At 68.9% G+C, this 20056-nt stretch carries 21 protein-coding genes; 3 read left to right on the top strand and 18 right to left on the bottom strand.

Going from position 1 to position 20056, the window contains the following annotated elements:
• The first annotated feature begins 1 nt into the window (after position 1).
• The gene (gene minE, locus VES41_RS03925) at positions 2-277 is read left to right on the top strand and encodes a cell division topological specificity factor MinE (RefSeq protein WP_324813261.1); all 276 of its coding nucleotides are present in this window, start codon (positions 2-4) and stop codon (positions 275-277) included.
• Positions 278-387: 110 nt separating this feature from the next.
• Entirely contained in the window at positions 388-924 is a 537-nt protein-coding gene (gene phaP / locus VES41_RS03920) for a TIGR01841 family phasin (RefSeq protein WP_324813259.1), read from the top strand.
• Positions 925-939: 15 nt separating this feature from the next.
• Here phaP and VES41_RS03915 read toward each other — a convergent pair whose 3' ends face one another.
• The 9 genes from VES41_RS03915 to VES41_RS03875 form a co-directional block, all read right to left on the bottom strand.
• Positions 940-1296, bottom strand: a complete 357-nt coding sequence (locus VES41_RS03915; RefSeq protein WP_324813257.1) for a hypothetical protein — start codon at positions 1294-1296, stop codon at positions 940-942.
• 113 nt (positions 1297-1409) lie between these two features.
• Positions 1410-3776 (bottom strand): fatty acid cis/trans isomerase, encoded by a 2367-nt coding sequence (locus VES41_RS03910; protein ID WP_324813255.1) that lies wholly within the window; start codon positions 3774-3776, stop codon positions 1410-1412.
• Positions 3777-3827: 51 nt separating this feature from the next.
• Entirely contained in the window at positions 3828-4412 is a 585-nt protein-coding gene (locus VES41_RS03905) for a cob(I)yrinic acid a,c-diamide adenosyltransferase (protein ID WP_324813252.1), read from the bottom strand.
• Positions 4413-4495: 83 nt separating this feature from the next.
• Positions 4496-5200 carry a M48 family metalloprotease gene (locus VES41_RS03900; RefSeq protein ID WP_324813288.1) on the bottom strand — a complete coding sequence of 235 codons (705 nt, stop codon included), beginning with the start codon at positions 5198-5200 and terminating at the stop codon, positions 4496-4498.
• Between the two features lie 169 nt (positions 5201-5369).
• Complete coding sequence (locus VES41_RS03895; RefSeq protein WP_324813249.1) at positions 5370-5765, bottom strand: RidA family protein; 396 nt, start codon at positions 5763-5765, stop codon at positions 5370-5372.
• A gap of 43 nt (positions 5766-5808) precedes the next feature.
• The gene (locus VES41_RS03890) at positions 5809-6963 is read right to left on the bottom strand and encodes an acyl-CoA dehydrogenase family protein (protein ID WP_324813246.1); all 1155 of its coding nucleotides are present in this window, start codon (positions 6961-6963) and stop codon (positions 5809-5811) included.
• A 33-nt stretch (positions 6964-6996) separates the two neighbouring features.
• Positions 6997-7875, bottom strand: a complete 879-nt coding sequence (locus tag VES41_RS03885) for an enoyl-CoA hydratase family protein (protein ID WP_324813243.1) — start codon at positions 7873-7875, stop codon at positions 6997-6999.
• On the bottom strand, positions 7872-8405 hold the full coding sequence (locus VES41_RS03880) for a MarR family transcriptional regulator (RefSeq protein WP_324813240.1): 534 nt from the start codon (positions 8403-8405) through the stop codon (positions 7872-7874). Before VES41_RS03880 ends, VES41_RS03885 begins: the two co-directional genes overlap by 4 nt.
• 31 nt (positions 8406-8436) lie before the next feature.
• Entirely contained in the window at positions 8437-10803 is a 2367-nt protein-coding gene (locus VES41_RS03875) for a bifunctional salicylyl-CoA 5-hydroxylase/oxidoreductase (RefSeq protein ID WP_324813238.1), read from the bottom strand.
• Between the two features lie 229 nt (positions 10804-11032).
• On the opposite strand from VES41_RS03875, the gene VES41_RS03870 reads away from it, so the two are divergent.
• Positions 11033-12496, top strand: coding sequence for an FAD-binding oxidoreductase (locus VES41_RS03870; protein ID WP_324813236.1), 1464 nt, complete (start codon positions 11033-11035; stop codon positions 12494-12496).
• 99 nt (positions 12497-12595) lie between these two features.
• Here the strand turns inward: VES41_RS03870 and VES41_RS03865 are convergent, their stop codons facing one another.
• The 9 genes from VES41_RS03865 to VES41_RS03825 form a co-directional block, all read right to left on the bottom strand.
• Positions 12596-13477 carry a CsgG/HfaB family protein gene (locus VES41_RS03865; RefSeq protein WP_324813234.1) on the bottom strand — a complete coding sequence of 294 codons (882 nt, stop codon included), beginning with the start codon at positions 13475-13477 and terminating at the stop codon, positions 12596-12598.
• Positions 13478-13577: 100 nt separating this feature from the next.
• A complete protein-coding gene (locus VES41_RS03860) occupies positions 13578-14537 on the bottom strand; it encodes a ParB/RepB/Spo0J family partition protein (protein ID WP_324813232.1) in 960 nt (319 codons plus the stop codon).
• Positions 14538-14551: 14 nt separating this feature from the next.
• Positions 14552-15109: an RBBP9/YdeN family alpha/beta hydrolase gene (locus VES41_RS03855; RefSeq protein ID WP_324813230.1), complete on the bottom strand. Its 558-nt coding sequence runs from the start codon at positions 15107-15109 to the stop codon at positions 14552-14554.
• Positions 15110-15158: 49 nt separating this feature from the next.
• Positions 15159-16058 (bottom strand): AAA family ATPase, encoded by a 900-nt coding sequence (locus VES41_RS03850; protein ID WP_324813228.1) that lies wholly within the window; start codon positions 16056-16058, stop codon positions 15159-15161.
• A 9-nt stretch (positions 16059-16067) separates the two neighbouring features.
• Complete coding sequence (locus tag VES41_RS03845) at positions 16068-16682, bottom strand: LysE family transporter (RefSeq protein WP_324813226.1); 615 nt, start codon at positions 16680-16682, stop codon at positions 16068-16070.
• A 58-nt stretch (positions 16683-16740) separates the two neighbouring features.
• Positions 16741-17385 carry a 16S rRNA (guanine(527)-N(7))-methyltransferase RsmG gene (rsmG, locus tag VES41_RS03840; protein ID WP_324813223.1) on the bottom strand — a complete coding sequence of 215 codons (645 nt, stop codon included), beginning with the start codon at positions 17383-17385 and terminating at the stop codon, positions 16741-16743.
• On the bottom strand, positions 17382-19358 hold the full coding sequence (gene mnmG / locus VES41_RS03835) for a tRNA uridine-5-carboxymethylaminomethyl(34) synthesis enzyme MnmG (protein ID WP_324813221.1): 1977 nt from the start codon (positions 19356-19358) through the stop codon (positions 17382-17384). Before mnmG ends, rsmG begins: the two co-directional genes overlap by 4 nt.
• A 206-nt stretch (positions 19359-19564) precedes the next feature.
• Entirely contained in the window at positions 19565-19750 is a 186-nt protein-coding gene (locus VES41_RS03830) for a hypothetical protein (RefSeq protein WP_324813218.1), read from the bottom strand.
• Between the two features lie 2 nt (positions 19751-19752).
• The gene (locus VES41_RS03825) at positions 19753-19938 is read right to left on the bottom strand and encodes a DUF1328 domain-containing protein (RefSeq protein ID WP_324813216.1); all 186 of its coding nucleotides are present in this window, start codon (positions 19936-19938) and stop codon (positions 19753-19755) included.
• Between the last annotated feature and the right edge of the window lie 118 nt (positions 19939-20056).

Here is a 20056-nt window from a genome sequence, read left to right as displayed (position 1 = left end):
CATGTCCTTCCTCTCCTTCCTGCTCGGCGAGAAGAAGAAGACGGCCAGCGTGGCCAAGGAACGCCTGCAGATCATCCTGGCGCATGAACGCTCCAGCCTGAGCGGCAGCAAGCGTCCGGACTACCTGGCCGACCTGCAACGCGAACTGGTGGCGGTGATCACCAAGTACGTTTCGATCAAGGCCGAGGACATCAAGGTCAACCTGGAACGGCAGGACGACCTCGAAGTGCTCGAGGTCAAGATCGAGCTGCCCGAGAACGCGCCCGCGCGCCCCTAGCGTCCTGCGCTTGCCGCCGCGTCGGCGGCGACGACCGATTCACGAATCGGCGTGCCTGGCGTATCGTGTCGTTCGTCCAACTTCCCGGTTCCCACACAAGGAGAGACGAGATGGCAACGAGCAGGAAGACCACCGCTGGCGCCAAGCGCGCGTCGGCGGCCAAGGCCACCGAGACCGATACCGGCACCCGCGGCGCGGCGCGCGCCGCAGCCGCCGGCATGGAAGACATGCACAAGGCGTTCTCGCAACCCCTCAAGGAAATGGGCGAGCGGTTGCAGAACATCAACCTGGGCGGCGCCGCCAGTGCCATCGCCGCGAACCGGCGCAAGGACCTGGAAGTCCTGATGCGCGCAAACCAGAAGTCCTACCAGGGCCTGCAGGCGGTCGTGAAGCGGCAGACGGAGATGATGCGCAACGCCATTACCGAGTGGCAGAGCACCGTGCAGTCGATGCCCTCGGGGGACGCGCGCCAGAATATCGCCAAGCTCGACGAAATGGGCCGTGCCTCTTTCAAGCGTGCGCTGGACGACATCCGCGAACTGGCCGACATGGCGGCCAAGTCGCAGGCCGAGGCCTTCGAGGTGGTGCGCGGGCGCATCCAGGAGAACGTCGAGGAAGTGCGCCAGCTCCTCAAGCCGCCCAAGTAGGCGGCGCCCGGCCGGTCAAGGCTGCTCGGACTGCGGGCCGCGCGCCGGGCCGGTGCTGCCGGTACCCAGGCCGAGCTTGCGGCCGATCGAATCGCCGAGGTTGCGCACCGGCCGGCTGGCCGCTTCAGAGCCCTTGGCGATGCCGCTGCGCGTTGCGCTGTCGGCCTTGGAGATACCGCGTCCGGCGGCATTGGTGCCGCGCTGGATGCTGTCGCCCACCGAGTTGCTCGGCACCTGCTTGATGGTGTTCGCCTTGTGGCTGGGCGCGGGTTTCTTGGGGTCGGCTTCGGTCTGAGCGGCGGCTGCACCGGCGGCGGTCAGCAGCAGCAACGCCAGCGCGAAGCGCGGGAACATGGCGTGTTTCATGGTCATGGCCTCGATCACAGGTGGACATCCTAGCGCGTGCCGGCGCCGGCACGTGTCGGCCGACCTCCACAGGGCGTGACGCCGCCCGGCGCATCCGCGCGCGTTCGCGCGCAGGGCGGCTACCGGTTCTCCAGCCGGTTGTAGTCGAGAATGCCGGCGGCCAGCGGCTGCGCCCTCTCGTTGGCGGCATTGAGCGCATCGCTGAAGGCCCAGAAACCCGGGTTGGTGCGGCGCACGGCGAAGCGCCCGGCCAGGTCGGCGTAGTCCGACTGCGATCCGAGCCGGGACATCGCGTCGACGAACGCGGGCAGTTCGTCCGCCCGGACCCGGTAGAAGGCGTTCGGGTAGCTGCCCAGTACGCCGGGCACGACGGTGAGCGCATCCTCCTCGGGCCGCAGCTGTGCCTTCTCCCGCAGGAAGTACGACACCGACTCGTGGCCGTTGTCACGCAGCAGGCTGTACCAGCGGACCGGCCTTCCGGGCGCCTCGACCGCCAGCACGGCCGACTCGGCCGCCCACTGCAATGCCGGGCCGTGCAGCGTCGCCAGCCGCTCGAGCTGCCGCCGCACCGCGGCGTCGGGTTCGCTGCCCAGCGAGCCGAACTGGCCGGAGCCCAGGGGCGCCATGCGCTGGTGCAGCAGGCCCATCAGCTCGGTCCTGGCGTCTGCGGTGCGAAAGGCGATGCCCGTCTCGGCATCCAGCCGGGCCGGGCCGCCGTAGACCTGCTGGCGCGTCGACAGGCTGTCGCCCCGGTACCAGTTGTCGCGCACCGCCTCGCGCTGGTCGCGCGGCAGGAACACCAGGAAATTGAACTCGCCCTCCATGCGCAGGAAGTCCATGTACAGGCGCGAGTTGAGCTGGTGCCCGATGTTGCCGTAGACGTCGTAGTTGGCCACCAGCAGATAGTGGATGCGCTCGAGCAGCGGATAGCCGATCACCCATGCCGTCTTGGGCGGCGTGCCGACCAGGCCCTTGACCACGCTGGCGCTGTCGAAGTGGCGCAGCACCGTCAGCGCGGCGTTGGGGTTGCGTCGATCGCCGTCCCAGATACGCTGCAGGTCCAGCCGCTTGCCGCGGGCAACGCCGTCGGCCAGCGCCGCCGACTTGGCCTCCAGGTAATCCTTCTCGAGCCGGGCGTAGCGCAGCCACGGCGCCAGCAGGCCCGTGTCGCTGCGGCCGGTGGGCAGGCGCAGCAGATCGGCTTCCTGCGCGAGATGCCGCGACAGTGCCTCGTCGTCCGTTGCCGTCGGCGACATGAAGACCACCCAGAAGCGGTCGTCGATCACGTCCAGCGCCAGCTGGCCGCGGCAGACCGGTCCCTTGATGAAGCCCATGATGGTGAACTGCGCTTCGTCCAGCATGAACGCGTAGCGCGCCGCCACCGGCAGCGCCGCGAAGGTGCTGAACGGATTGGCCGCCTGCGCCGCGCCGTAGCCCGGCAGGCTCTCGACGGCATAGTCGGGCGCCAGGAACAGCGCGCGCCAGCGTGCCATGCGCGCCGCATCGAGCCGATACGGCATGTGCGTCTTGTCCACGATGCTTTCGCGTTCGGGCCGCAGGCGGTAGTACACCCGCGCGACGCCGGGGTCGTCGACCGGCCGCCGCGCCACGACCTCGCGCACCGGCTCGCCGGGGGGTGTGGCCGAACGCACCAGCTTGAAATACTCGCGCCGCTCGCGCGCCGCTGCGTCGTCGAAATACAGGTGCGCCAGGAACAGGTGCTCGTAGGCGTAGCGGGCGAACAGCTGCTCCTTGGCCGATTCGCCGTTGAGGAAGCGCTCCCATTGCGCCACCTGGGCCAGCGCCTGCGGCGACGGCGCCGCCCCCGCCTCGGCCGGTGCTCCCTGCTCGAGCCAGCGCGTCATCAGGCGATGTTCTTCCGGCGACAGCCCGGGCAGCCCGAACGGCATGCCGCCTTGCGGGTTGGCCTGTTCGTAGGCCTCGATCTGCGTGCCGGCCGGGCAGCTCTGGGCCCGGTCGATCGAGAAATCCATGTCGCCCGGCACCACGCCGTGGCCGGGCAACGGGTGCGCCTGCTTGAGGGCGAGCAGCCGATGCATCAGGCCGGCGGTGCGCTGCGCCTGCACGCTGGCGTCGGCCTGCTCGTTGAGCACCGGGAAGAAGCCCTTGTCGCGCCACTGCGAGGCCCGGTCGGCGTCGACGTACAGGCGCGAGGTCGGCGCCGCGAGCAGCCGGGTCGCGTCGTACACCGGCGTCTTGCTGGCCCCGCGCGCGATGCCCTCCCAGCTCGTGGCCTTCAGCTGGCAGGGCGCGTCGTAGCAGGCATGGCAGACCACGCAGCGCTTGTCCAGGATCGGCTGGATGACCCGGTCGAACGAGACGTCGTCCGGACCCGGGGCGCGCGCCTGGTCGAAGCGCGTGGGTTCGGGCGGGCCGAAGCGCTGGTCGAAGCCGTTGAGGCCGACGCCGACGGCGGCGCAGGCGCCGAGAACCAGCAATGCGAGAAGTAGCGGCAGGCGATGCATGGGTCGCGAGTGTCGCATTGGCCGGCGCATTGCCGCCGGCACCGCCCGCGCTCAGGCGTCGCCGTCGGCGTCCTGCTGCCGGGCTCGCGCCAGGCGCTCGCTCTTCCAGTAGACGTCGTCGCCGCCGTCGACGCGGTTGAGTACGCGCGCCAGCACGAACAGCAGGTCGCTCAGCCGGTTGAGGTAGCGGCGCGGCGCATCGTTGACCGCCTCGGCGGCGCCGAGCGCCACGACCGCCCGTTCGGCGCGGCGGGCGATGGTGCGGCACACGTGCGCCTGCGATGCGGCGCGGGTGCCGGCCGGCAGGATGAACTCCGCCAGCCGCGGCAGCGCGGCGTTGTGGCGCGCCAGGGCGTCGTCCAGCTGCGCCAGCGCGTCGTCCTTGAGCAGCGTGTAGCCGGGCATGGACAGCTCGCCGCCCAGGTTGAACAGCTGGTGCTGCACGTCGACCAGCAGGTCGCGAACCTCGTCAGGGAGCGGCTCGCACAGCAGCAGGCCGATGTGGGAGTTGAGCTCGTCCACGTCGCCCATGGCCGCCACGCGCAGGTGATGCTTGGGCACGCGCGTGTTGTCGCCGAGGCCGGTGGTACCGTCGTCACCGGTGCGGGTGGCGATCTGGGTGAGTCGATTGCCCATTCGGGTGTGGCGCCCGTGGCGCGGGGAAGCGGAAAGCCCGCATTGTGCGCGCAGGCCGTCCGCTGCCGCGAGCGGCGAGCGTGCTAGCCGGCCGAATCCAGGCGCTCTTGCATGCGCGCCGCGCGCTCTGCCGACGGCGGGTGCGAACCGAGCAGCGCGCCGGCCTGCTGGCCCTCGCCCTGGCCTGCCAGCTTCTGGAAGCCGGTCACCAGGCCTTTGCGTTCGAGCTTGCGCGACGTCAGCAGGTCGAACGAATAGTCGTCCGCCGCGCGCTCCTGTGCCTGCGAGAACTGCGCATGGACGAACTTCTCTGCCAGGTCGCCGGCCTGCGACTCAGTCAGCGTCTTGACCGCGGCGATGCCGCTGGCGGAGGCCAGCGCGCGCGCCGCGCTCGTGGCGTATGCCGCCTGCATGCGCGACTTGGAATGCCCGAGCGCCACGTGGCCGATCTCATGGCCGATCACGCCACGCAGCTCGTCGTCGTTCATCAGGTCCATCAGGCCGCTGTAGACACGGATGCAGCCGTTGGCCATGGCCCAGGCGTTCACCTCCTTGGTCATGTACACCCGGTAGTCGGCCGGCTTGCCGTTGATGGTCGACGGCATGGCCTTGACCACCGTGGCCAGCCGGGTGGCGTAGGCGCCTGCGGCGTTTGCAATGGTGTTCTTCCTGTCCATCGCGGCGCAGGATTCGTCGGACATGGCGACGATCTCATCGTCGCTGAGCGACAGCGCCTTGTAGGCACTGCCGCCGGCGCCCATCAGGCCGGTGGGATCGACGTTGCCCATGGCGGCGCAACCCGACAATGCGGCGACGACGGCTGCCGCCGCCGCGAGGTGACGAAGAGAAGACGGATGCGGACGTTGCACGGAGACTCCCTGTGGTTTGTTTTCACGGGGAGATGGATGACGCATCCGCGGGCGAGTTCCGCCCTGCCGCCGTGGCGCCCGGACCGGCTCAGTCGGGGATGACGGCGGTGGCCTCGATCTCCACCTTGGCCCGGTCCTCGATCAGCGCGCTCACCTGCACTGCCGTCATGGCCGCGTTGTAGCTGCCGATGATCTCGCGAAATGCCTGGCCGATCTCGCGGCCGGCGGCCAGGTATTCGCGCTTGTCGGTCACGTACCAGGTCATGCGCACGATGTGCTCGGGCTTCCCTCCGGCCTCGCGCAGCACGTCGGCGATGTGCTGCAGCGCCTGGCGCGCCTGCTGGGCGAAATCGTCGCTGTGGAACACGCCCTGCGCGTCCCAGCCGATCATGCCGGCGATGTAGACCTGGCGGCCACGGGCCATGACGCCGTTGGCATAGCCCTTCGGTCGCGGCCAGCCCTCGGGAAGAAGCACTTGCGTCATCTGTCGTTCTCCTGGATGTGTGTCTTTTCGATGCCGCCGCGTCTCAGGCGGCACGGCCCGCGCCATGCTCCTTGAGCATTTCGCGCGCGATGATGAGTTGCTGCACCTCGGTGGCGCCTTCGTAGATGCGCAGCGCCCGGATCTCGCGGTACAGACGCTCGACGGTCTGCCCGCTGACCACGCCGAGGCCGCCGAAAAGCTGCACCGCGCCGTCGATCACCTGCTGCGCGCCCTCGGTGGCGGACAGCTTGGCCATGGCGGCCTCGCGCGTCACGTTGCCGCCCTGGTCGCGCTGCCAGGCCGCGCGGTAGACCAGCAGCGCCGACGAATCGATCGTCAGTGCCATCTGGGCCAGCTTGGCCTGAGTGAGCTGGAAGTCGCCCAGCGTCTGGTTGAACATCCTGCGCGTGGTCGCGCGTTCCATCGCGGCATCGAGCGCGCAGCGGGCGAAACCCAACGCCGCGGCCGCCACCGATGTGCGGAACACGTCGAGCGTGCGCATGGCGACCTTGAAGCCCTCGCCGGCAGCGCCCACGCGCTGGCCGATCGGAATGCGGCAGTTGACAAAGCGCAGGCGCGCCAGCGGATGCGGCGCGATCACCTCGATGCGCTCGGCGATCTCGAACCCGGGCGTGCCGGCCTCGACGATGAAGGCCGAGATGCCGCGCGCGCCCGGCGCCTCGCCGGTGCGGGCGAAGACGACGTAGAAGTCGGCGATGCCGCCGTTGGAGATCCAGGTCTTCTCGCCGTCGAGCACGACCGTGTCGCCCTCGATCCGCGCGCTGCACTGCATGGCCGCGACGTCGGAGCCGGCTTCGGGCTCGGACAGCGCAAAGGCGCTGATCGCCTCGCCCTGCATCACGCGGGGCAGATAGCGCTCGCGCTGCGCCGGCGTGCCGGCCAGGCTGATGGCGCCGGAACCCAGGCCCTGCATCGCGAAGGCGAAGTCGGCAAGGCCTGAATGGCGCGCGAGCGTTTCGCGGATCAGGCAGATGGCGCGCGTGTCGATGGCCTCGCCCACAGCGTGGCGCAGCCAGCCGCCCTGCCCGAGCGCGCGCACCAGCGACTTGCATTCGGCGTCCACGTCGGCGCCGTGCGCGTGCGGCACATGCTGCGTGGCCCACGCGTCCAGCTCGCGCGCCAGCGCGCGGTGGCGTTCCTCGAAGAAGGGCCAGTCCAGGTATCGGGTGTCACTCATCCGTGTTGTCTCCTGTGGGGCGGTGCGCCGCGTTCAGTTGCCTTCGAAGCGGGGCTTCTGCTTGGCCACGAAGGCGTGATAGGCGCGCGAGAAGTCCTCGGTCAGCATGCAGATGGCCTGCGCCTGCGCCTCGGCCTCGATGGCCTGTTCGAGCGTCATGGCCCATTCCTGGTGCAGCATGGTCTTGGTGATGCCGTTGGCGAAGGTCGGCCCCTGCACCAGGTCGGCGGCCAGCGCCTGCGCCGCGTCCAGCAGCGCCTCGGGTGCGACCAGGCGATTGAAGAAGCCCCAGCGCTCGCCTTCCTCGCCGCCCAGCGAGCGCCCGGTGTAGAGCAGTTCGCTGGCGCGGCCCTGCCCGATCAGGCGCGGCAGGATGGCGCAGGCGCCCATGTCGCATCCGGCGAGTCCGACGCGGTTGAACAGGAATGCCGTCTTGCTGCGCGCCGTTCCCAGGCGCATGTCGGAAGACATCGCCACGATGGCGCCGGCGCCGGCGCATACGCCGTCCACCGCCGCGATGATCGGCTGTGGGCAGGCACGCATGGCCTTGACCAGGTCGCCGGTCATGCGCGTGAATGCCAGCAGCTCGGGCGCCTTCAGTCGCACCAGCGGGCCGATGATCTCGTGCACGTCACCGCCGGAGCAGAAGTTGCCGCCGGCACCCGTGATCACCACCGCCTTGACGTCGGTGGCGTACTTGAGCTGGCCGAAGAAGTCGCGCAGCTCGGCGTACGAGTCGAACGTCAGCGGGTTCTTGCGTTCGGGCCGATCGAGCGTGACGGTGGCCACCTCGCCCTGCACCCCGAGGGTGAAGTGGCGCGGCTGGTAGTTCGCGACGTTCTTGAAGTTGCCGGCCGCCAGCGCCGGGTCGACGCGGGGCTGGGCGGTGGAGGAAGTGGCTTGGTCGTTCATGCGCTGTCCTGCGAGTTGGGGGCGTTGCGAAGGAGGTGCACGCGCAGCTCGCCGAGGTGCGCATGGACCTGCTGCATGGCCTTGTCGTCCATGCTGGCGAAAAGCTCGAGGATCCACTGCTCGTGCTCCTCGGCCATGGTCTCGAACAGGCGCCGGCCCTTGGGCGTGAGGCGCACGATCCAGGCCCGGCGGTCGGTGGGGCTGCTCTCGCGCACCACCAGGCCTTCGCGCGCGAGCTCGTCGGTCAGGCCGGTCACGTTGCCGCCGGTGACCATCAGGTACTTGGACAGCGCGCGCATCTTCATGCCGCCCTGGTGGCGATACAGCTGCGCCATGTAGTCGAAGCGCGCCAGCGAGATGTCGAAGCGCTCGCGCAGCCGGCGCCGGATCTCGGCCTCGATCTGCGTGGTGGAGGCGAGCATGCGCAGCCACAGCTTGAGGGCGGCATGGTCGCCGCTGCGCGCGCGGCCTTCGTGGCCGAGCTCCTCGGCCTGGCTCAGCAGGGTGTGTGACGGATCGTTCTGCTTCATGGTGATCAGGGGTTTGCGCTGGGCCACGCTGTCAGCCGCCCAGGGCGCGATTGGCCTGCTCCAGCGGCGACAGGCCGGCGGTCTGGGCGGCCGCCGCGCGCTCGCGCTCGAGATTGCGCTCGAGCTGCGTCTTGGCCGCGCGGTATTGCCTGGGCCAGGCGACGTCGGGGTAGCCGATCTTGGCCGATTCCAGCAGCGTCCAGGACGGGTTGGCCAGATGCGGGCGCGCGATCGCGCAAAGATCCGCACGGCCGGCCGCGATGATGCTGTTGACGTGGTCGGCCTCGGAAATGGCGCCCACGGCGATGGTGGCAATGCCCGCCTCGTTGCGGATGCGATCGGCGAACGGCGTCTGGAACATGCGGCCGTACACCGGCTGCTCCTGCTTGCTCACCTGGCCGGACGAGCAGTCGATCAGGTCGGCGCCCGCCGCCTTGAAGGCGCGCGCGATCTGCACGGCGTCGTCCGGCGTGATGCCGCCTTCGACCCAGTCGTGCGCCGAGATGCGCACCGACATCGGCAGGTTCTGCGGCCACACCTCGCGCACCGCGTGGAACACTTCCAGCGGGTAGCGCAGCCGGTTCTCGAGCGAGCCGCCGTATTCGTCGGTGCGCTGGTTGGTCAGCGGCGAGATGAAGGACGACAGCAGGTAGCCGTGCGCGCAGTGCAGCTCCAGCCAGTCGAAGCCCGCCTCGGCCGCGTAGCGGGTGGCGCGCACGAAGTCGTCGCGCACGCGGTCCATGTCCTCACGCGTCATGGCGCGCGAGACGTCGCTCACGCCGTCCAGGTACTGCTGGGCCGAGGCGGAAAGCAGCGGCCAGTTGCCCGACTCCAGCGGCTGGTCGATGCCCTCCCACGCCAGCCGGGTCGAACCCTTGGCGCCGGCGTGGCCGAGCTGCATGCCGATCTTCGCGTCGCTGTTGGCGTGCACGAAATCGACGATGCGCTTCCAGCCGTCGCGCTGCGCGGTGTTCCACAGGCCGGGGCAGCCGGGGGTGATGCGGGCGTCGGGCGAAGTGCAGGTCATTTCCGCCATCACCAGCGCCGCGCCGCCCATGGCGCGCGCGCCCAGGTGAACCAGGTGGTAGTCGGCCGGCAGGCCGTCGACGCAGGAGTACTGCGCCATCGGCGAGACCATCACCCGGTTCTTGAGGGTGACGCCGCGCACGGTGAACGGCGTGAACATCGGCGGCACGGCCTGCTGGCTTTCGGCGCGCCGGCTGCCGGCGCGGGCGGCCAGCCAGTCCTCGAAGTCTTCCACATACCCGCGGTCGCGCAGGCGCAGGTTCTCGTGGCTGATGCGCTGGCTGCGCGTGAGCAGGGAGTAGGCGAACTGCTCGGGCGGCAGGTCGACGTAGCGGTCGACGTGCTCGAACCATTCGGTCGAGTTGCGCGCGGCGTTCTGGATGCGCAGCACTTCCACGCTGCGCACTTCCTCGTAGTGGCGCAGTGCCTGCGCCAGGTCGCCGGGCGTGCGGCCGATGCAGCGCGCCAGCTCGATCGCGTCTTCCAGGGCCAGCTTGGTGCCCGAGCCGATGGAGAAGTGCGCCGTGTGCGCGGCGTCGCCCATCAGCACGACGGGGCGGTTGCGGTGGGCCGCGTCATGGTGCACCCAGCGATTGCAGACCACGCGCGGGAAGCGGATCCATTGCGACGAGCCGCGCAGGTGGCCGGCGTTGGAGATCAGCGGGTGGCCGTCCAGGTAGCGTGCGAACAGCTTCTCGCACCAGGCGATGCACTCCTCCTTGTCCATCCGGTCGAGCCCGGCGCGCTCCCACACGGCCTGCGGCGCCTCGATGATGAAGGTGCTGTGCGTGTCGTCGAAGCGATAGGCGTGGGCCTGGAACCACCCGTGTTCGGTCTCCTCGAACGCGAAGGTGAAGGCGTCGAACAGCTTGGTGGTGCCCAGCCACACGAAGCGGCAGTCGCGAAGGTCGATGTCCGGCTGGTAGGTGTCGGCGTACCTGGCGCGAATGCGGCTGTTGAGGCCGTCGCTGGCGATCACCAGATCGGCATCGGCGTAGGCGGTGTCGTCCTGCACGTCGGTCTCGAACACCAGCTCGACGCCCACGGCTTCGCAGCGCTTTTGCAGGATGTTGAGCAGCCGCTTGCGGCCGATGCCGCAGAATCCGTGGCCGCCCGAGACCATCCGGTGGCCGCGGATATTCACCTCGACGTCGTCCCAGTGGTTGAACGCGTCGAGGATCTCGGCGGCGCTCTCCGGGTCGGCCTGCTGCAAGTTTCCCAGGGTCTGGTCGGAAAACACCACGCCCCAGCCAAAGGTGTCGTAGGGGCGGTTGCGCTCGACCACGACCACCTCGTGCGAGGGGTCCTGGCGCTTCATGAGCAGCGCGAAGTACAGGCCGGCTGGGCCGCCGCCGATGCAGACGATCTTCATTCAGGCTCTCCAGATTTCGTTCGGGCCGACCGTGGCGCCGGGGCACCCGGGACAAAAAAGCTTAGTGTTTAAATCATTCAGTTCTAAACGATTCTAGCGGGTCCGCCGCCGGCGCGCCAGTGGGCGACGCCCTTGCGGGGCCGGCGCGCGAGGTGCAGACGGCACCAGCGGTTCGTAGAATGGCCGGATGCGCCGGCGACGCCGGTGCGCCCCACGAGGAGACGCCTTCATGAATGCCCCCACCGCCATCTCGCACCTGGTGCCGCAATCCCATCAACGCGAGGTGCCCGCGGCACTCATCGACGGGCTCAAGGCCCGCTTCGGCGAGCGCTGCTCCACCGCCCTGGCCGTGCGCGAGCAGCACGGCCGCGACGAGTCCTCGTTCGACGCGCCGCCGCCGGCCGCCGTGGTTTTCGCCGAGAGCAGCGACGACGTGGCCGCGGCGGTGAAGCTCGCCGCCGACTTCGACGTGCCGGTCATCGCCTTCGGCGTCGGCTCGTCACTCGAAGGGCACCTGCTGGCCGTGCAGGGCGGCATCAGCATCGACGTCTCGCGCATGAACAAGGTGCTGTCGGTCAATGCCGAGGACCTCACGGTCACGGTGCAGCCGGGCGTCACGCGCAAGCAGCTCAACGAGGAGATCAAGAGCACCGGCCTGTTCTTCCCGATCGACCCGGGCGCGGACGCCTCCATCGGCGGCATGGCCGCCACCCGCGCCAGCGGCACCAACGCCGTGCGCTACGGCACGATGCGCGAGAACGTGCTGGCGCTGGAAGTGGTCACCGCCAGCGGCGAAGCCATCCGCACCGGCACCCGGGCCAGGAAGAGCTCCGCCGGCTACGACCTGACGCGGCTGTTCGTCGGCAGCGAAGGCACGCTCGGCGTGATCACCGAGATCACGCTGCGCATCTATCCGCTGCCCGAGGCGGTGTCGGCCGCCATCTGCTCGTTCCCGAGCATCGAGGCGGCCGTGCGCACGGTGATCCAGACCATCCAGCTGGGCGTGCCGATCGCGCGCGTCGAGCTGATCGACCATCACACCGTCCGCATGGTCAACGCCTATGCCAAGCTGGGCCTGCGCGAGGAGCCGATGCTGCTGATGGAGTTCCACGGTTCGCCGGCCGGCGTGAAGGAGCAGGCCGAGACGGTGCAGGAGATCGCCAGCGAGTTCGGCGGCAAGGCCTTCGAATGGGCCAGCACGCCCGAGGAACGCACCCGCCTGTGGACGGCGCGGCACAACGCGTACTTCGCGGCAGTGCAGTCGCGCCCGGGCTGCCGCGTGATCTCCACCGACACCTGCGTGCCGATCTCGCGCCTGGCCGACTGCCTGCTCGATTCGGTGGCCGAGGCGGACGCCAGCGGCATCCCCTATTTCCTGGTGGGCCACGTGGGCGATGGCAACTTCCACTTCGGCTACCTGCTCGACCCGAACGCGCCCGAAGAGCGCGTGAAGGCCGAGCAGCTCAATCACGCGCTGGTGTCGCGCGCGCTGGCGCTGGGCGGCACCTGCACCGGCGAGCATGGCGTGGGGCTGCACAAGATGGGCTTCCTGGTGGACGAAGCCGGTGCCGGCGCGATCGAGATGATGCAGACCATCAAGCGCGCGCTCGATCCGAAGAACATCATGAATCCGGGGAAGATCTTCTCCCTCCCCCAGCCTTCCCTGCTGAACAGGTCCGGCAATCCCCTCTAGGAGGCGCCAGCTTCGGCCCGGCGAAGCCGGTTCCGCGCTGGCCGCGAACGGGCTTCGCTTCGCTTGCCGCGGGAGCTTTGGGCCCGGGCTGCGGGCGGGCTACTTTTTCGGTTTCGGGGCGCTGGTCTGCTGGGGAGCGGCGCCGCCGTCGACACCCAGGCGGCCGCCGCCACCCAGGCCCTGGCCGCGCACGGTCTGCGCCTGGTACTGGCGCACCGAGCGGACCATCTGGTTGTAGGCGTCCATGAAGGCCGCGGCGATCACCTTGCCCTGGGCGGTGTTGGTATAGCCGCCCGCGCCGCCGGCGCCGCTGCCGCCGAATACGGCACCCATGGCGCCGAAGTCGGTCTTCGACGCGCTGCCCTCGGACGCCGCCACCTGCACGCCGGAGCGGTTGTCGATCAGGGTCAGCATGGCGCTGGCCTCCTTCGTCTGCACGTTGCCGCCGAGCGCGGCCAGCGCGCCGCTGTAGCGTCCGCCGACCAGCCCGGCCAGCGAGGCCGCGCCGCCGCCGGCATTGCTGTTGCTGAAGACGATCTCGGGCGACATGCCGTAGTCGGACGCGACCATCTGGCCCTTGCCGAAGTTGCTGCCCTGCCGCATCTCGCCGGACTGCGACAGCGCACGCTCGCGGGTCATGGCGTTCATGCCGGCGGCGCCGCGTTCCACGACGATGAAGCAGTTCGATTGCTGGATCAGCAGGCGCAGCAGGTTCGAGGTCGGCGGCAGGTGGTATTCGTTGCGCAGGATGGTGTACCAGCCGGCCTGCTGGTTCTCGACCAGCGACACCGTGCCCAGCGTCTCGGGGCAGCGCTCGAGCTGGCCGCTGGCGTTGTCGGACACGGCGCCGGCGGCGCTGCCGGTGGCCATGGTCTTGGCGCCGGCGCTGCCCATCTGCATGTCGGTGGTCTCGCAGCCGGCCACCAGAAGGCTGGCCGCGAGCGCAGCGGTCGTGGCGACCGGCAATCTGGCAAATCTCATCTCCGCACCTCACTTTGGTACTTTTTGAGTACATGAAGCTTAGGGCGGCGGTTGCAGGCCGGCCAGTGCGCGAATGGCCGGAGCGCCACCGGCAATAGCGCTATGCCGTTCGACGGATGCGGTCGATCAGGCCATTGAGCGCCTCGAGCGAGCCGAAGTGGATGGCCAGCTCGCCGCTTTGCTCCACCTGCCCGTTGCGCCGCGTGCGCTTCTTGATGCGCACTTCGACCTCAGCCGCGAACAGGTCGGCCAGCTCTTCCTCGACCTGCAGCAGGTCGCGCGACTTCTCGCCCTCCCCGCGCGCCGGCCGGGGCGATGCCTTCAGGCTGAACTCGGCCGACAGCTTCTTGACCAGGGCCTCGGACTCGCGCACCGAAAGCTTGCGGCCCACGATCTGGTTGGCCGCGGTGATCTGCGTGGCCTTGTCCAGCGCCAGCAGCGCGCGGGCATGGCCCATGTCGACGTCGCCTGCCATCAGCATGTCCTGCACCGGCGCAGCCAGATTGAGCAGGCGCAGCAGGTTGCTGGCGGCGCTGCGCGAGCGCCCCACCGCCTGCGCGGCGGCCTCGTGCGTCAGGCCGAACTCGTTGACCAGGCGCTGCAGGCCTTGCGCCTCTTCCAGCGGGTTGAGGTCCTCGCGCTGGATGTTCTCGATCAGCGACATCGCCGCGGCCGACTCGTCGGGCACGTCGCGCACCAGCACGGGCACCTCGGTCAGGCCGGCCAGGCGCGCCGCCCGGAAGCGCCGTTCGCCGGCAATGATCTCGTAGTCGGCGTTCTTGGCCCGCGCCGAATCCGCGTCGAGGCGGCGCACCAGGATCGGCTGCATGATCCCCTGCGCCTTGATGCTCTCTGCCAGCTCGTACAGGGCGCCCTCGTCCATGCGGGTGCGCGGCTGGTAGACGCCCGGCACCATGTTGTCGAGCGCCAGCGCGTGCGGCGTCTGTGCGGCTGCCGCGGCGCCCTCTGCCGACGTGCCGTCGTCGGCGCCGGCGCGCGCGGCCGGCCCCAGCAGCGCTTCGAGCCCGCGGCCCAGTCCCTTGGGTTTCTTCGTGACCATGTCTATTCCGTTCCTCAGTTCTTGTCGGTGGCGGACGCCGCGAGCAGTTCGTCGAGCAGCCGGCGGCCCTCGGGCCAGTCGCCCAGGCCGGACTCGGCGTTCATGTGGCCCAGCGGCCCGGCGTCCACGAAGCGCGCACCCCAGTCTCGGGCCATGGCACGCGAGCGGGCTGCGGCGCAGTAGGGGTCGTCCGTGGCCGCGACCATGCAGGCGGCGAACGGCAGGCGACGGCGCATGATGGGCGCCCAGCCGGGGATCATCTGGCGCAGGTCGTCACGCTCGGTGTCGCCGGGCGCGACGAGCAGCGCGCCGCGCACGCGGTCGACCAGGCGCGAATGGGCGGCCCAGGCGGCCACGAGGATGCAGCCCAGGCTGTGCGCCACCAGGGCCACCGGGCGGTCGGCAGCAAGCACCGCCTCTTCCAGCTGGATCTGCCAGTCGCCGCGCAGCGGACGCATCCAGTCGTGCTGCTGCACCCGCTGGTCGCCGTACAGCGCTTCCCAGCGGCTCTGCCAATGATCGGGCCCGCTGTTCTGCCAGCCTGGCAGCAACAGCACCTGGGTGTCGCGCATGTGCTATTTAATTTGTAGCAAACTTTGTCGATGCAGCAAGGCGTACCGGCTACTCGCGCGGCGCACCGGGCTGTGCCGGCGCGACTTCCGGCCCCGCCGCGTCCGCCATCGCTGCATCCGCGGGCGCGGCTGGCGGCACGGCCGCCCTTGCAGGCTCCGCGGCCTGTGCCGGTGGCATCTTCCGGATCATTTCCTGCGCGAAGGCGACGAAGGCCTGGCTGCCGCGCGCCGAGGGATCGAAGACCAGCCCGGGCAAGCCGTAGCTGGGCGCCTCTGCCAGGCGGACATTTCGCGGAATGACCGTGTCGAAGACCTTCTCGCCGAAGTGCGCCTTGAGCTGGTCGCTGACTTGTTGCTGCAGCGTGATGCGGGGATCGAACATGACCCGCAGCAGCCCGATGATCTGCAGGTTCTTGTTCAGATTGGCATGCACCTGCTTGATGGTGTTGACCAGGTCGGTGAGGCCTTCGAGCGCGAAGTACTCGCACTGCATCGGCACGATCACGCCGTGCGCTGCGCACAAGCCGTTGAGCGTCAGCAGGCTCAGGCTGGGCGGGCAGTCGATCAGGATGAAGTCGTACTCGGCGCCGACGGTGGCCAGGGCGGTGCGAAGGCGCTTCTCGCGCCGGTCGAGTTCGACCATCTCCACCTCGGCGCCGGCCAGCTCGCGATTGGCGCCCAGGACGTCGTAGGCGCACCCGGCCTCGACCAGGCGCTCCGGTCGCACCCTCGCCTCGGCGACCGAGGCGGATTCCAGGAGGACGTCGTACACGCTCAGTTCGAGCTGGCGCTTGTCCACGCCCGAGCCCATGGTGGCATTGCCCTGGGGATCGAGGTCGATCATCAGGACGCGCTGGCCCTGGGTCGCCAACCCGGCTGCCAGATTGACGGTGGTGGTGGTCTTGCCGACGCCGCCCTTTTGATTCGCGATGCAGAAGATGCGAGCCATGGCCGTCCGTCAGCTCGAGGCCGCCAGCTTGATGCCGAAGCCGAGCAGGAACACGCCCGCCAGCTTTTCCAGCGCGCCGGAAATACGGGGATTGGCGCGGATGCGTTCGGCCAGGAAGTGCGCCAGCAGTACCACCGTCAACGCATACAGGAAGGTCAGCACGGCAATGGTCAGCGCCATGACCGCGAAGGTCTGCAGGCCCTGGTGCTGCGCCGGGTCGATGAACAGGGGGAAGAAGGCCATGTAGAAGACGATGGCCTTGGGATTGAGCAGCGTGATGATGAAGGCCTGGCGGGTGTATTGGCGAGGCCGGATGTTGATCACCGGCGCCGCGCCCGGCCTGGCGCGGATCATCTTCAGCCCAAGCCATGCAAGGTACGCTGCCCCGAGCCACTGGACCGCATGAAAGGCAGCCGGGTAGGCTGCCAGCAGTGCGGCCACTCCGGCGACTGCCGCCCACATGAGGCATTGGTCGCCGACGATCAGGCCCGCGGTGGCCGCCATGCCGGCGCGAATGCCGCCCTTCCCGGTCGAGGTGATCAGCGCAAGATTCCCCGGCCCCGGAATGGCAAGGAAGAGAACAATGGCGGCGACGAACGCGCCGTAGTCAGCGATGCCGAACATGGGAAGGGACCAATTGTGTGAGAGCGTCGAGTCTACGCGAGCACGCCGCCGTGGCCGGTCAATTCGGCGCTTTTCTTGCCCACACGATGCAGCGTTCGGCGTCCAAACCCGGCACCGACAGTTGTTCCACGTGAAACACATCGACTCCGGAAGGGAGCGCCTCGATTTCGTCGGTCGGCACTTTCCCCTTCATGGCCAGCCAACAGCCGTCCGGCGCCAGGAGATGCGCGGAGCCATCGACAAAATCAGCCAGCGAGGCGAAAGCCCGGGAGCAGATCACGTCGAAGCGGCCGCCCATCGTTTCCACGCGAGCGTGCCGTCCGTTGAGGTGCGGCAGGTTCAGTTCTGCCGACACCTGGCGGATGAACGCAGCTTTCTTTGCGACCGCGTCCACGCAGGTGACCGACAAGTCGGGACGGACGATGGCGATGACCGCGCCCGGGAGGCCTGCGCCCGACCCCACGTCCAGGACGCGGGTGGCAGCGGGGCACTGCCGCTCAAGCGACGGAATCACCGACAAGCTGTCCAGCAGATGGTGCGTCAGCACCTGTTCAGGAGACCGCAGCGCCGTCAGGTTGTAGACCTTGTTCCACTTGAGAATCAGGTCCGCGTAGGCCTGCAGACCGCGGCATTGGTCATCGTCCAGCGTCAGGCCCAGGGCCTCCGCCCCCTGCCTCAGCAGGGCGTCGCGCGCCCCGCTCATCGGGCGCCGACTTCGGTCGTGCCTGCGTCCGCGTCCTGCGCCAGCGATTCTCCGGTGAAGGCGCGATACCCGCCCTTGCGCAGATGAATCATCAGCAGCGATACCGCAGCCGGCGTCACCCCGGAAATGCGCGAGGCCTGGCCTAGCGTTTCCGGGCGATGCTTGGCCAACTTCTGCCGGACCTCGAAGCTGAGTGCCGAAACCTGCGAATAGTCCAAGTCCTCGGGCAACTTCAGCTTCTCGAAATGGGCCGCGCGCCCGACTTCGTCCTGCTGGCGGTTGATGTAGCCAGCGTACTTGGCCGCAATCTCGAGTTGTTCGACTTCCACGCCGCCCAGACCTTCCCCGTCCTGCACGGCGAAGCGCCCGCCGTCCAACGACATCAGGTCCGAGTAGCTCACGCCAGGGCGGCGGAGCAGGTCCGCCAGGTTGTACTCGCGCTCGATGGCCTTGCCCAGTACCCGCTCCGATTCGGCCGCGGGCAAGTTGCGCGGATTCACCCAGATCGACTTCAGCCGCTCTGTTTCACGTGAAACACTGTCGCGCTTGCGGGAGAAGGCATCCCAGCGGGCGTCGTCCACCAGGCCCAGCTTGCGGCCGATTTCGGTCAGCCGCATGTCGGCGTTGTCTTCTCGCAGTTGCAGCCGGAATTCGGCCCGGCTCGTGAACATCCGGTACGGCTCTGTCACGCCCTTGGTGATCAGGTCGTCGACCAGGACACCGAGGTAGGCCTCATCCCGCTGCGGAACCCAGGGCCCTTCCCCGCGCACCTGCAATGCTGCATTGATCCCGGCAAACAACCCCTGGGCCGCCGCCTCTTCATACCCGGTGGTCCCGTTGATCTGCCCCGCGAAGAAAAGGCCCCGGATGGCCCGGGTCTCGAAGTGACTGGTCAGGCCGCGCGGGTCGAAGTAGTCGTACTCGATGGCGTAGCCCGGCCGCAGAATGTGGGCCTGCTCCAGCCCGGGAATCGAGCGCACCAGCGCGTACTGGATGTCGAACGGCAGGCTGGTGGAAATCCCGTTCGGGTAGTACTCGTTCGTGGTCAGCCCCTCCGGCTCCAGGAAGATCTGGTGGCTGTCCTTGTCCGCGAACCGGTTGATCTTGTCCTCCACGCTCGGGCAATAGCGCGGGCCCACGCCCTCGATCTTGCCGGTGAACATGGGGCTGCGGTCGAAGCCGGAGCGAATGATCTCGTGCGTGCGCTCGTTGGTGTGCGTGATCCAGCAAGGCCGCTGCTCCGGGTGCATCGCAGCGCGTCCCATGAAGCTGAACACCGGCATGCTTGCCGTGGCGCCGCCCGGCATGCCGTCGCCCGGCTGCTCGGTGCACCGCGAAAAGTCGATGCTGCGGCCATCCAGCCGCGGCGGCGTCCCGGTCTTGAGCCGCCCCTGCGGCAACCGGAGTTCCTTCAGGCGCGCCGACAGGCTCACCGCGGGCGGGTCTCCCGCACGTCCGGCCTGGTAGTTGTCGAGCCCGACGTGGATGCGACCGTCCAGGAAGGTGCCGGCCGTCAGCACGACCGCGCGCGCGCGAAACGCGATGCCGACCTGCGTCACCGCGCCGACGACGCGGTCGCCCTCGACCATGAGATCGTCCACCGCCTGCTGGAACAGGCTCAGGTTGGGCTGGTTCTCCAGCATGCGGCGAATCGCTGCCTTGTACAGCACGCGATCGGCCTGGGCCCGGGTGGCGCGCACGGCCGGGCCCTTGCTCGAATTCAGGATACGGAACTGGATGCCCGACTCATCGGTCGCAAGTGCCATCGCACCGCCCAGGGCATCGACCTCCTTGACCAGATGGCCCTTGCCGATGCCCCCGATCGACGGGTTGCAGCTCATCTGCCCCAGCGTCTCGATGTTGTGAGTCAGCAAGAGGGTGCGCGCACCCATGCGCGCCGAAGCCAGGGCGGCCTCGGTACCGGCATGTCCACCGCCTACGACGATGACATCGAATTCTTCGGGATAAAGCATTGGAAAAAGGCGCGATTGACGACGCTGCGCTGCGGTTCGGGGGAACCGGCGATTTTAACGCCGCCCCGCCCTCCCGCGCTTGCAGGTGAGGCGATCACCCTTTTCTCCAGGCCCACGCCGAGGCGCATGCCCACTGACCGGGGTGCTATGCTTTTTGTAGCAGTCCGGTCCGCGCCCCAGCCCCTGCGCGGGGCCCCGGGCGTCGCTCAACCGTGCGGCTGAGGGGAAACCCGCCGCACGCCGGCCTGGCGCATGGCCTGGGCGGCGCGGCGGTCGATCACCTGCCAGTTCGCGCGCGTTACGCGCAGCACCCGCTGCACGAGTTGCGCCGGGGATGCCACAGCGCGCAGGCCCCGCCCGGAAATGTCGTTCATGGTCAACAGCGGCGGCATGGTCAGTCGATCATCTTCTTGGCCGCGCCTACGCCCAGCATCGCGAGCACCACGAAAATCAGGGCCAGCACCAGGAACAGGCCGAACAACAGCTTGGCCACGCCGGCCGACGCGGCGGCCACGCCCGTGAAACCAAGTGCACCTGCGATCAAGGCAATGATCGCGAACACGATCGCGTACTTGAGCATCCGTCTCTCCTTGTTTGTGCGGCGAAAGGCCGCAACTGATGAGGCGCTAGCGTAGGCACCGGCATGGCTTCCCCGCATCGGTCCCCGGCCCAATGCCCCGTAGGACAACGCCATCAAG

It is taken from the genome of Variovorax sp. (assembly GCF_035634955.1).
In the GTDB taxonomy this organism is placed as follows: Bacteria; Pseudomonadota; Gammaproteobacteria; order Burkholderiales; family Burkholderiaceae_C; genus Variovorax.
Note: the sequence above shows the minus strand (reverse complement) of the source record. Positions and strands in the feature narration are given on the sequence as shown.